This is a genomic window from Acinetobacter sp. XS-4, from assembly GCF_023920705.1.
In the GTDB taxonomy this organism is placed as follows: domain Bacteria; phylum Pseudomonadota; class Gammaproteobacteria; order Pseudomonadales; family Moraxellaceae; genus Acinetobacter.
Map to the genome: position 1 here is coordinate 2,901,992 of NZ_CP094657.1, position 12,471 is coordinate 2,914,462.

The window sequence follows — 12,471 nt, forward strand, 5'->3', positions numbered from 1 at the left end:
AAAAAGCTGCATAACCCCTATGCAGCTTTTTTACTATACGTTCAATAAGTTTAACAGATTCAACAGAAACATGATCAAAATTTATGAAAAGATATGACCAATGGCAAAGGAAAATTTAGAAATTTATCATTCAATATTTTTAGAAAATAATTTTTTTCTCACCGATATATTCTTGCATATTATAGGAAGCTAAATTGCTGTGATGAGCATGATTTGGATTGCGTTCGATACTTTGTAGATTTCTTTCTGCTTCTTGAATGATCCGCATGAGCTCTTGATGTCTTTTATTTTGAGTATCTAAATAGGCCCAATATCCTAATACAAAGACGATACCCACACACAACACTATTAATACTTTATTGATCATTATTATTATCTCTATGTTTTTAATGTTAACGATCTTAACAAAAAAATACAGCTTTGTGAATATTTTCACATTTATTTACAATAACACCCTCTTACTCAAATTATTGAAAAAAAAGGTGATTTTAAAACTTTTATTAGAACCAGTGATAAATACAAAACATTTCCATTGAAAAGTAACTTTATTTCAAAACAGCTCATGTTTAGTTATTTTTAATATTAGCTTTTTATTCATTTTCATTATTAAGTTCATTTAAATACACAGTGTAGACTAATGTGTATATCGCTTGAAATATCTCTCAATTTTTTACCTATTAAATAGGATAAAAAGATCTATTTTTCTTTCAACTGTTTTATCTAGATGTGTTTGCCTATCTAGCCATTTCTTATATTTGTTCTTTAGCTTTAAAGGTAAAATTTCAATTTTAACTAAAAGATCCCTTCTCTTAGTTAACTAATAATTTTCATTTAATCGTTCTAAAAATCGCACCAAGCTTTCCATTTTCAGTGCTTTATTACGATAAACGCTACGATAAACTACGCTCAGATAGAAAATTAAATCAGGAGAATACATCATGTTTGATATGCGTTTATCTCACGAGCGTGGTGCAGCACATCATGGTTGGTTACAATCAAAACATAGCTTTTCATTTGCTAACTATTGGGATCCTAAACAAGTTGGTTTTTCTGATCTACTTGTAATTAACGATGATAACGTTGCTCCATCTAAAGGCTTTGGTACTCACCCTCACCGCAATATGGAAATTATTTCCTATGTGCTTGAAGGTGCATTAGAGCATAAAGACTCGATGGGCACAGGTTCTGTGATTGTGCCGGGTGACATTCAGCTCATGAGTGCAGGTCGTGGTGTTGCTCATAGTGAATTTAACCATTCAGCTCAAGAAGGCGTTCATTTCTTGCAAATCTGGGTTGTCCCAAATGAAGTGAATACAGATCCAGGTTATCAACAAGTTCATATTGATGAAGCAGACAAACGCGGTAAATTGCATTTGATTATTTCACCAAAAGGTGGCGAGAAAACTTTGTCGATCAAACAAGACATTAATATTTACTCAGGTCTTTTTGATGGTGAAGAAACTGCTGAATTTGTGATTCCTGAGGGTCGATATGTGTACCTACACGTTGCCAAAGGTCGTGTTGATGTAAATGGTAAAACCTTTAACACTGGTGATGCTGCACGTATTCGTGATAGCGAAAGCTTATCGTTTACCAATGGTGATAATGCCGAAATTTTGATTTTCGATATGCGTCCAGAAGAAGTTCCAACCATGCCATAATGTAATTTAGCCCTCACATAAAACTTTATGTGAGGGCTTTTTATATGATTTATTTGAATGGAAAAACCCTAATTGTGATCAATGCTCTTCTGAGCGCGCTATCTCTGTATTGATATAACTCATAATCATCGTGGTTAGCCCTTGTACCATCTCATCAAAACTAATGTAAGGATTTGGCAAGATCAGGTGCCGAGCGACATTAAAAATTCCACTATTAATACAAATATAGGTAATTACAGCCAAATTATTAATTTTTAGGTATTTTGGATTATGCATCATATATTTCATGATGACTTCCATTAAAGCCTGTTCAATTTTTGGAATGTATTTGTCGTACTGTAACTCGCCTGCATAGCGCAAAACAGTCAAATAGCGGTCGTTATTTTTCTTTAATAAATCACTAAAAGTATAAAAAATCATTTCGATCACAGGCTCTAACTCCAACTGCAAAATAGTTGGGGTAAGCTCTGTAATCATGTCCAGAATTTCCCGAACAAAGTAGTGATTCATCGCATCATAAATTTCTTCTTTATTTTTAAAATATTCATAGAGAGAGCCAACACTCACTCCAGCAATTTCTGCAATGTGACGTGTCGTGGTTCCACTTGGCCCATGCAGCGCCACCCCAATAAAACCAGCTTCAATAATAGTATCAACGGTGACTTTGGCTCGAGTTTGACGAGGTTTACGCGTGGTCATACGATCTAATCAATAATCCGAACATAAAGTCAGATTAGCATGTAATCTGGTGCTGTAGAAATAAAAAAACAAAATCCGAATAGTTGTCAAACTTAATGAAAAAAATCGAGATTAACACAGCTTAACTTATAGATTTCAACAGTCATTTACGGATTAAAAATCCACTCAACAATTTAAATTATTTGTTATTTTTCAAATATATAAAATAAATTAACTTAAAAATTTTATATCGAAATTTATTTATAAAATAGTTTTATATATTTAAAAATTTACCCGAATTGAATCCGAACATAAAGTCAGATTAATATGAAAAAATTAAAGAAGAGTCACTAATAGCTTTGTCTATCTTTACTCTTCTTTCCGTTATTCAGCCAAATAATCAAACAAATAACGGAGCAACAACACCGTAGTCAATGCAGAGAATATTCTGCTTTTGAAAATGGAATTTACAGTGCTTTGTTGAGCATCAATTTTATTGATTTTCATCAAAATGCACCACTACTTTGTCTCAGGGTATCGCCATGATCTCGACCACAGTAAAAAAATCATTAAACAAACTTAAATTTCACCGTGAAATCGAGTTACCGGACTTTGCTAGCAAAAGCTCAATCCCAATCCGACATTTAAATATTGGTTTTGATGGTAAGGAAATTGATGTCAGATTCTATATGGACAACCAGTTTGCTACTTTATTTTTTGCCACACTTTCGGTGTTTTTAACCTATGGTGAAGATCTGGTTATTGAAACCGCTCGTCACCACCGCGAATTTATTAAAGATCCAATCTTAAAACAGCGAGTAACTTCGTTGATTGGCCAAGAAGCAATCCACTCAAAATTGCACAACGAATATAACGATGCACTGCAAGAGGCTGAATATCCTGTTGCGCTATATCGCTTTCTTGGTTCGAACTTCTTTAAATATGTATTTTTGAAATTTCCACAACCACTGAAATTGTCAATGATGGCGGGTATTGAGCATTTTACTGCGGTACTTGCTGAATACATGATGAAGCATGAAAAGAATTTCTATTATTCAGATGATGTAAAGAGTCGTGCATTGTGGATGTGGCATATGCTTGAAGAGTCTGAGCATAAAGACATTGCTTATGATGTCTATCAAATCTTAAATGGCAGCTATCCACTGCGCGCTTCTGGCTTCTTCCTCGCTTTATTTACGATTTTAGGCCTTATCCCTGCAACTACTTTAGTTGTCCCTGTTTTAAGAAAACCGCAAGAGATGCTGACTTTAAAATTCTGGAAAGATGCTCGTCGCGGAGTAGGCTTAATTTTTGGTCCCAAAGATGGCGTTTTTGGCAGTACGATAGGTCAAATTCTTGACTATTTACGTCCAGACTTTCATCCAAATGATCATGATACGACTGAATATCTTGAGTATTACAAAAAGAAATTACTAAACGAAGGCGGCGCGATTGCTCCTTTCTTTGTTAAAGAATTTACCCCACCTGTACGCGTTTCTTAATCGTCCTTTATAACCAGCTATTGAGGTTAATAGCTGGTATCTCTTCAAGCTATTTATGGATGAATCATGATTTTATTTGGCAAAAAGAAAGTTAAACCAAGCCAAAAAGCTTATGCCGTAGTGACGGGTGCAGGCAGTGGGATTGGTCGAAGTTTTGCAATTGAACTGGCAAAACGTGGTGGCAGTGTGGTTTGTGCAGACATTAATCTAGAAGCTGCTGAAGAAACTGTAAAACTTCTTGAACAAGAGGGTGCAAAAGCTTTTGCTCTGCAATGTGATGTGAGCAATGCCGAACATGTGGCAAATCTCGCTGAAACTGCGGAAATCTTACTGCAACACCCTGTAACCCTTCTCATTAATAATGCAGGTGTAGGTTTAGGCGGTAAGTTTGACGAGCTAAGCCTAGAAGACTGGAACTGGGTCATGAATATTAACCTTTGGGGGGTTATTCATGGGTGTCATGCATTTGTTCCAAAGTTTAAAAAGTTAGGTTATGGCGCGATTATTAATGTTGCTTCTGCGGCATCGTATACAGCTGCACCAGAAATGACCGCCTACAACGTAACTAAAGCGGGTGTACGCGCACTTTCAGAAACGCTTTCTGCCGAACTACACAAGTTCAATATTAAAGTTAATGTGCTCTGCCCTACTTTGGTTCCAACTAATATCATTAAAAATGGTCGAATTCCGGGACGTTATTCTAAGCTTGCAGACCATGCACTCATGAACTATGCCCTCACTACAAGTGATGATGTCGCAAGATTAACCCTTAATCGTCTTGATCAGGATGAGCTTTATACCATTCCTCAAATTGATGCGAAGTTATTCTGGCTCATGAAACGTGCATCACCAAGCTTGTATACCAAGTTCCTTGGCACATCGTACAAATTATTTAAATAAGAAATTTATAGGTAGTACACATATGACTGCTCAAATGAAAACAAATGCATCAGCAAAAAAAGCTGTCAAATCACCAAGCCATATTTTCGATACTTTTATTGTGGGTGCTGGCATTTCAGGTATCGCTGCTGCCATTCGTCTAGATCAAGTTGGTTATACCAATTATAAAATTATTGAAAAAGCTGGCCGTGTTGGTGGAACATGGCGTGAAAACACCTATCCAGGTTGTGGTTGTGATGTGCCATCTGCGCTTTATTCTTACTCGTTTGCACCAAGTGCAAAATGGAGCCATTTATTTGCGCGCCAACCAGAAATCTTAAGTTATCTTGAAGATGTGAGTAACGAGTTTAATGTTGCATCTAAAATCGAGTTTAATAGCGAACTGCTGAATGCCGCATGGGATGACTCACGTCATGTGTGGGTACTTGATACGACTACAGGCCAGTATTTATCTAAAACCGTTATTTTTGCCACAGGCCCAATTACTGAAGCTCAAATCCCACGTCTTGAAGGTTTAGATACGTTTAAAGGCGAGATGTTCCATTCAGCTAAATGGAACCATGATTATGATTTAACGGGTAAACGTATTGCCGTGATTGGTACAGGTGCATCTGCCATTCAGTTTGTGCCACAAATTCAACCAAAAGCAAAAGAGCTTTTTGTGTTCCAACGTACAGCCCCTTGGGTACTACCAAAACCAGATACGGACTTAGGCGAGTTTAGTAAATCAGTGATTGCTAAATATCCCTCTATTCAGGCGAGCTGGCGTAAAAGTGTAGCGTTAACGCTTAATGCAATTAACTTTGGTTTACGTAACCCACTTGCACTAAAACCAGTCAACGTACTGGGTAAGCAATTACTTAAATTGCAAATTAATGACCCTGTGCTACGTAAAAATGTAACACCAAACTTTGATATTGGCTGTAAACGCATTTTGTTTGCCAACAATTATTATCCTGCTTTAGAAGCATCAAACACATCTCTTATTCCCCATGGTTTAGTTAAAGTTGAGGGCAATACTGTTGTTGCTGCTAACGGTGAACGCCATGAAGTTGATGTAATTATTTGGGGTACAGGTTTTGAGGTCTCTCATCCACCAATTGGTAAACGTGTCCACAATGAAAAAGGTCAATGTTTACAGGATATATGGAAAAGTAGTTCTCCAGAGGCTTACTTAGGCACCAACATTGAAAATGTACCAAATGCATTTTTAATTTTAGGACCGAATGTACTGGTTTATGACTCTTTTATTGGTCTAGCAGAAGCGCAGCTAGACTACATCGTAGATGGCTTGTTGAAAATTAAAAACCAAGGGATTAGTAAGTTAAACGTTAAACCTGATGTGCTGAAAAAGCATAATGACTTGGTGCAAAAACACTTACAAACAACTGTATTTAATAGTGGTGGCTGTAAGAGCTATTATCTTGATGCAAACGGACGTAATTTTGCTGCATGGCCTTGGTCATTGAAAAAGCTAAAACAACGTTTGAAGAAGGTAGATTTGAAAGATTATGAAGTGACGTATCAAACGACAAAAACTCATTAATTTGTAATTTCGATCAAATCACTTGTAAGAAATAGGCAGTGTATTTTAGGTTTTCATGAAATACACTGCCTTCTTCGTTGAATATCTTCAAGAAATAAAAAAACAGGATAAAGATGAAAGAAGGTCAATCAAGCCGTACCGCCGAAGCTGCTGCTGCATTACGGGCCAATCATTTTCAAAATACAAAGAACCCTGTATTTTCAGATCCTTATGCTTTTGAGCTGACCAGTAAAAGCTGGAAAAAACTTCTCTCCAACTCATTTATTGTTAAAGTGATGAATTCTGCAGTTTTAAACCGCACTTTAGGTTTACTTACTGGACAAGTGGTTGGACGCTCCCGTTATGCCGAAGATTTACTTGATCAGGCAGTTCAGCAAAATACTCAACAATATGTATTAGTGGGTGCAGGTCTAGACTCTTTTGTACTACGCGAATCGCACCATTATCCTACTTTGAAAATTTTTGAAGTGGATCATCCTGATACTCAAGCTGCTAAACAAGCCAAGCTAAAAAAGCTAGGAAATATTCCTGCTACCGTTGAGTTTGTCGCGATTAACTTTGAAAAAGAGTCTATTTCGGAAGCCTTGACCAGAAGTGTCTATGAACCTTCCACTCCAGCTTTTTTTTCATGGTTAGGAACAACCCACTATTTAAACCCTCAAACGACCTTACAGACGCTAAAAAGTATTGCTGAATTTGCTGCAAGCGGTAGTGAAGTGGTACTCGACTATTCGACCGATTTTCAGGAATTGAATGGTATTGAGCGACTTGGAAGTATGGGCGTTGCACAGTTTACCCATTTGCTGAAAGAACCTTTATTAGGTCAATTTAAACCAGCAGATTTGCATCATGCCGTGGAGCAAATGGGATTTAAAGTCGTCGAAGATCTTTCAGGTGAAGCCATTACTGAGCGATATTTTAATGCACGAATCGATGAAATTCGCCACACTTCAGCAACGCGTTTATTGCATTTACGTTTAAACAAAAACTAATATTGAAAGCCAACTTAGGCATTAAGTTGGCTTTCTTAATCAAGGTTAATACCATCATTACCAGCTTGAACGCGGCTCTGGTCCATCAACATGCTGATTTAAAAATTGACGTAAATGATCTAAAAAGTGCGCGACTTTAGGTGACAAATTTAGTCTCTCTAAATACACCGCATAGACATCTGCTGGTAGTGTTTCATAGTCCTCTAGCACTTGAACCAATCTGCCACTTCTTAAATATTTTGCTACGTCCCACTCTGCTCGCATCAAAATACCGTAGCCTTGTAAAGCCCAATTTAATGCAACTGCCCCATCATTCGTACTCAGTTGTCCATGAACTTTAACAGTTTCAACTTGTTTGCCATGACTTAACCGCCAATTACCATAAGCAGAATCATTTTGCCGAATCACAATACACTGATGCTGCGTTAAATCATGGGGAGTGAGCGGTTGCCCTGCCATTTTTAAATAGCTAGGTGAGGCGCATAACAAACGGCGGTTGGCTGCCAACTTCTTGGCAATTAGACGTGAATCGGGTATTTCACCAAATCGAATTGAGACATCAATTGCTTCATCTGGCAGATTAATAGGGCGATCAGTTAAATGTAGTTGAACCTCGACATCAGGATAAATTTTAGCAAATGTAGAAATGGCTGGCGCAATATATGAGCGGCCAAATCCTAAAGGAGCATTCACACGCAATACACCTTTGGGAGCTGCCCGACTACTTGAAACCAAACGCTCCATTTCATCGATCTCTTTTAAAATACGAACCGCATTTTCAAAGTAAACCTCACCCTCACTGGTTAAGCTAATTCGGCGTGTTGTTCTATTTAAGAGCCTTACTCCTAAACGCTCTTCAAGTTGAGTTAAACGTCTAGAAACCGCAGGCGGAGTCAAGTTTAACTCTCGTGCCGTCGCGACAAGACTTCCTTGTTTTACCAATAAACAAAAGAAAGCTAATTCCGTATCTGCATTCATGATTATTAAGTTTTTTGCAATAGTGATTTAACTTTATATCGATTCATCAGTTTTTTAAAGGGTTTAACATCCATTTCATTGTTTCCCGACATAAGTCGCCTCTTATTTAAGAGCATAAAAACGTCCGCAGAAGGAATGCTGTGGATGAACGGGAAAAAGCCATCTAGCCGAATGAATAGCGGTAAAGAAAGCGAAAACTACCAATCAGGATTGGTAGTCATGAATATGGAGTCATGACATGGAAATGGATATTGAAAAGCGAACGTTACGTCGAATCACATGGAGAATCGTACCGTTTATTATGTTGTTATACCTTGTAGCCTATATCGATCGCGTCAATATTGGTTTTGCCGCACTCACCATGAAAGAAGACCTAGGCTTTACTGCCTCAGTTCTCGGGTTTGGTGCCGGAATTTTCTTTTTGGGTTATTTCTTATTTGAAGTCCCATCCAACATTATTTTGCATAAAGTCGGTGCCCGTATCTGGATTGCTCGAGTCATGGTGACTTGGGGCTTGATTGCAGCTGGTATGGCATTTGTAGAAAGCTCAACCAGCTTTTACGTTATGCGATTTTTACTCGGTGTTGCCGAAGCGGGTTTCTTTCCGGGCATTATTTTGTACTTAACTTACTGGTTTCCTGCACGCCATCGCGCTGGTGTGATTGCTTTGTTTATGGCAGCCGCTCCTATTGCCACGGCAGTTGGCTCACCAATCTCTGCCGCATTACTTGAAATGCATGGAATTGGGGGACTCGCTGGCTGGCAGTGGATGTTCATTATTGAAGCAATACCAGCACTCATCTTAGGCGTTGTCGTTTTTAAATATATGACTGACCGCCCTGAACAAGCTACTTGGTTAAAACAGGATGAACGCGAATGGCTTATAAAAACCATGAAGGAAGAAGATGTCGGAAAAAATACTCATCAGCATCACAGCATTCTTCGCGGTCTTGCTAACCCACGGGTACTCGCCCTTGCGTTGATTTATTTTGGAACATCGGCTGGGCTTTATACCCTCGGCATCTGGGCACCGCAAATTATTAAACAGCTTGGCGTAACGTCTATGACTGTCGGGCTTTTAAATGCTATTCCACCAATTGTTTCTGTGATTGCCATGGTTTTATGGTCTCGACACTCTGACCGCACCAATGAACGTACATGGCATGTTGCTCTCGCGTGTTTAACTGCAGCGGTTGGTCTCGCAATTGCGGCTGGAACACATAATGTCATTGGATTAATTGCAGCACTTACCATTGTCAATGTCGGTATTAGCTGTGCCAAGCCACCGCTATGGAGCATGCCAACTATGTTTTTGTCAGGATCAGCCGCAGCGGCAGGCATTGCCACTATCAACTCAATCGGAAATTTAGGTGGGTTTGCAGGCCCTGCCATGATCGGCTGGATTAAAGATCAAACTGGAGACTTCACAGGTGGACTCTATTTTGTGGCAGGCCTACTCATTATTTCGACCTTACTAACACTGGTGCTGAGCTTCTCCCAAAAAGTGAAAGTAAACACTGCGAAAGCAACTCAATAACCCTATTTACATCAATTAGATCTGAACAAGTTTCTTCAAGGAGCACAACATGGACAAAGATATTGCAGTCCAGTCCCTTACGGACACCATGGCTAAATTTACGGCTTATATTGGAAAACGCCTACCCAAAGATGTGAAAAGCAAGTTAATTGAACTGCGTACTTTAGAAACCAATCCATTGGCTAAATCAGTTTATGACTCGATGGAAGAAAATCAGCAAGCTGCGGATAAACTCAACCGCCCAAGCTGCCAAGACACGGGTGTCATTCAATATTTCGTTGAAGCAGGTGCGAACTTCCCTTTGCTTGGTGAACTTCAAGATATTTTGAGCGAAGCAACTGCTGAAGCAACTCGTATAGGTCCTTTACGCCACAACGCTGTTGAAACCTTTGATGAAAAAAATACGGGCACCAATACTGGTACTCAAATTCCATGGTTAGACTGGCGTATTGTGCCTGAACTCGACACTTGTACCATTGATGTCTATATGGCAGGTGGCGGTTGTACCCTACCGGGTGCGGCAAAAGTTTTAATGCCAGGTCAAGGCTATGAAGGTGTTGCTGAATTTGTGATGGATGTTATTACCGAACGCGGCGTAAATGCCTGTCCACCGTTACTGGTTGGTGTTGGCGTATCAACTTCGGTTGAAACCGCAGCTCGTCTTTCTAAACTCGCGATTATGCGTCCAGTTGACTCAACCAGTGATAATCCACGCGCTGCCTTAATGGAACAACTGTTAGAACAAGGTCTTAATGAAATTGGCATTGGCCCGCAGGGACTCACAGGGAATAACAGTGTGATGGGAGTCAATATTGAATCTTCTGCACGCCACCCATCAACCATTGGGGTTGCCGTAAATACAGGTTGCTGGGCACATCGCCGTGGCAAAATTAAGATTAACCCAGATATGTCGTATGAAATCTTGTCTCATGAAGGAGTTGTACTATGAAAAAAATTCTCACAACTCCTATTAAAGATGAAGACCTTTTAGACCTTAAAGTCGGTGATGTCGTTTATTTGACTGGCCGTTTGGTAACTTGTCGTGACGTTGCCCATCGCAGACTAATCGAACAAGGTCGAGAACTACCAGTTAACCTTGAAGGAGGAGCGATTTTTCACGCCGGCCCTATTGTACGTAAGAAAGGTGAAAACGACTTCGAAATGGTTTCGATTGGGCCAACAACCAGTATGCGAATGGAAAAATTCGAACGGGAATTTATCAAGCAAACTGGCGTTAAGCTCATTGTAGGTAAAGGTGGCATGGGGCCAGAAACGGCTGCTGGATGTCAGGAAAATATTGCCGTTCATGCGATTTTCCCAGGTGGGTGCGCAGTGCTCGCAGCAACCTTAGTTGAAGAGATTGAAGGTGCTGAATGGCAAGATTTAGGTATGCCAGAAACGCTTTGGATAAATCGAGTGAGAGAATTTGGTCCCCTCATTATTTCTATCGATACTAAAGGCAATAACCTGATTCAACAAAACAAAGTTGAGTTTCAGGCCAAGAAAGGCCCGATTTTAGAAAAAATCAGCAAGCAGCTGAGCTTTATTAAATAAACCACTCTTTAGATGAAGGGAAAACAAAAGCACCCTTCATCTTTCTTATTTTTGTACTAAACGCATCGCATGAGGTGTTTTCCCATGCCATCTTTTATAGGCATGTATAAAACTGGCAGGCTCGGCATAACCTAACCACTCGGCAATCTGTTCGATAGATACTTTAGGCAAAGCTAGATATTGTTCTGCCAAAACTTGCCTGACTTCTTCACGTATTTGAATGAAGGTCATCCCTTCTGAAGCCAAATGACGGCGTAAAGTACGAGCATTTAAATGCAAACGATTGGCAACCATTTCCATAGAAGGCATTTCGCCTCGTAGATTCATTAATTGCTGTTGTACCAAATTAATAAATTTCTTTTGTGATTGGCGCTTATCTAAAATTTGCCGACATTGTTCTTCAGCTGTATGTAGCACCAGCTCATTTGCCATTTGCAGCTTTTGATTAATTTTTTGTGCATCAAGCAAAACAAAACTTTTACTCGAACCAAATTCAGGCATGACCCCAAATAATTTTTCATAAGCTTCTAAATTACCTGTAGGCTCAAAAGAAAAAGCCAAATATTGGCAAAAATCATCTTGTGTTAAATCACGCTGCACGGTGATGAGTGCTGCAACATCCCGTTCAATAATAAACTGTCGAACTGATACTGGAATACCGTCATCTTCAATATCGACACGTGTTCCAGCATCAGTATCTGAAACGACAAATCGGGTAAAAGCAAAAGTAAGTGAAAAATAAGTGAGAGCTAAATCTAGTGCTTCACGAATGCTGGCACTACTCATCAGCGCCATACCTAATGGCCCAAATGTTGTGAAATGATAGCGTGTACCTACTTCTAAGCCCAACACTGGTCGGTCTGGAAACTGTGCAACCAAATTATGAATGAGCTGTAATTCCTGTTGCCCTGACACCACCATATTCGGGTCGAGCAACTGCTGTTGACTTAAGCCTGTTCTATCTAAAATGGTCTGATAAGAAGCGCCTGCTTGTACTGCAAAATCAGCCATTAACCGAACACTATGTATGCTGCGTTCAAATGCCCAAGCGTACGTCACTGTACTTCCCAAAATGTCCTCGAATCACAATATTTTGTCCTCATCCATCCTCTAAATCAAGCAA

At 39.3% G+C, this 12,471-nt stretch carries 12 protein-coding genes; 8 read left to right on the forward strand and 4 right to left on the reverse strand.

The window, feature by feature from the left end; all coding sequences use genetic code 11:
* Positions 1-139 precede the first annotated feature (139 nt).
* Positions 140-367 carry a hypothetical protein gene (locus MMY79_RS13540; RefSeq protein WP_049837772.1) on the reverse strand — a complete coding sequence of 76 codons (228 nt, stop codon included), beginning with the start codon at positions 365-367 and terminating at the stop codon, positions 140-142.
* 571 nt (positions 368-938) lie between these two features.
* Between MMY79_RS13540 and MMY79_RS13545 the strand changes: the two genes are divergently transcribed.
* On the forward strand, positions 939-1,661 hold the full coding sequence (locus MMY79_RS13545) for a pirin family protein (protein WP_252609355.1): 723 nt from the start codon (positions 939-941) through the stop codon (positions 1,659-1,661).
* Between the two features lie 78 nt (positions 1,662-1,739).
* Here the strand turns inward: MMY79_RS13545 and MMY79_RS13550 are convergent, their stop codons facing one another.
* Positions 1,740-2,360 carry a TetR/AcrR family transcriptional regulator gene (locus MMY79_RS13550; RefSeq protein WP_016138803.1) on the reverse strand — a complete coding sequence of 207 codons (621 nt, stop codon included), beginning with the start codon at positions 2,358-2,360 and terminating at the stop codon, positions 1,740-1,742.
* Between the two features lie 521 nt (positions 2,361-2,881).
* Between MMY79_RS13550 and MMY79_RS13555 the strand changes: the two genes are divergently transcribed.
* The 4 genes from MMY79_RS13555 (at position 2,882) to MMY79_RS13570 (ending at position 7,279) form a co-directional block, all read left to right on the forward strand.
* On the forward strand, positions 2,882-3,841 hold the full coding sequence (locus tag MMY79_RS13555) for a metal-dependent hydrolase (protein WP_252609357.1): 960 nt from the start codon (positions 2,882-2,884) through the stop codon (positions 3,839-3,841).
* A gap of 66 nt (positions 3,842-3,907) precedes the next feature.
* The gene (locus MMY79_RS13560; protein WP_252609359.1) at positions 3,908-4,741 is read left to right on the forward strand and encodes an SDR family NAD(P)-dependent oxidoreductase; all 834 of its coding nucleotides are present in this window, start codon (positions 3,908-3,910) and stop codon (positions 4,739-4,741) included.
* 22 nt (positions 4,742-4,763) lie between these two features.
* Positions 4,764-6,287 (forward strand): NAD(P)/FAD-dependent oxidoreductase, encoded by a 1,524-nt coding sequence (locus MMY79_RS13565; protein WP_252609362.1) that lies wholly within the window; start codon positions 4,764-4,766, stop codon positions 6,285-6,287.
* A gap of 113 nt (positions 6,288-6,400) precedes the next feature.
* A complete protein-coding gene (locus MMY79_RS13570) occupies positions 6,401-7,279 on the forward strand; it encodes a class I SAM-dependent methyltransferase (RefSeq protein WP_252609364.1) in 879 nt (292 codons plus the stop codon).
* A 57-nt stretch (positions 7,280-7,336) separates the two neighbouring features.
* Here MMY79_RS13570 and MMY79_RS13575 read toward each other — a convergent pair whose 3' ends face one another.
* Positions 7,337-8,257 carry a LysR family transcriptional regulator gene (locus MMY79_RS13575; protein WP_252609366.1) on the reverse strand — a complete coding sequence of 307 codons (921 nt, stop codon included), beginning with the start codon at positions 8,255-8,257 and terminating at the stop codon, positions 7,337-7,339.
* A 238-nt stretch (positions 8,258-8,495) separates the two neighbouring features.
* On the opposite strand from MMY79_RS13575, the gene MMY79_RS13580 reads away from it, so the two are divergent.
* Genes MMY79_RS13580 through ttdB form a run of 3 tightly spaced genes read left to right on the forward strand, consistent with a single transcriptional unit; the run spans position 8,496 to position 11,348 of the window.
* A complete protein-coding gene (locus MMY79_RS13580) occupies positions 8,496-9,794 on the forward strand; it encodes an MFS transporter (protein ID WP_252609367.1) in 1,299 nt (432 codons plus the stop codon).
* Between the two features lie 49 nt (positions 9,795-9,843).
* Positions 9,844-10,743 carry a L(+)-tartrate dehydratase subunit alpha gene (ttdA, locus tag MMY79_RS13585; RefSeq protein ID WP_002163154.1) on the forward strand — a complete coding sequence of 300 codons (900 nt, stop codon included), beginning with the start codon at positions 9,844-9,846 and terminating at the stop codon, positions 10,741-10,743.
* Complete coding sequence (gene ttdB, locus MMY79_RS13590; protein ID WP_252609368.1) at positions 10,740-11,348, forward strand: L(+)-tartrate dehydratase subunit beta; 609 nt, start codon at positions 10,740-10,742, stop codon at positions 11,346-11,348. The genes ttdA and ttdB overlap by 4 nt, the downstream gene beginning before the upstream one ends.
* A gap of 45 nt (positions 11,349-11,393) precedes the next feature.
* Here the strand turns inward: ttdB and MMY79_RS13595 are convergent, their stop codons facing one another.
* Complete coding sequence (locus tag MMY79_RS13595) at positions 11,394-12,407, reverse strand: AraC family transcriptional regulator (protein ID WP_252609369.1); 1,014 nt, start codon at positions 12,405-12,407, stop codon at positions 11,394-11,396.
* Between the last annotated feature and the right edge of the window lie 64 nt (positions 12,408-12,471).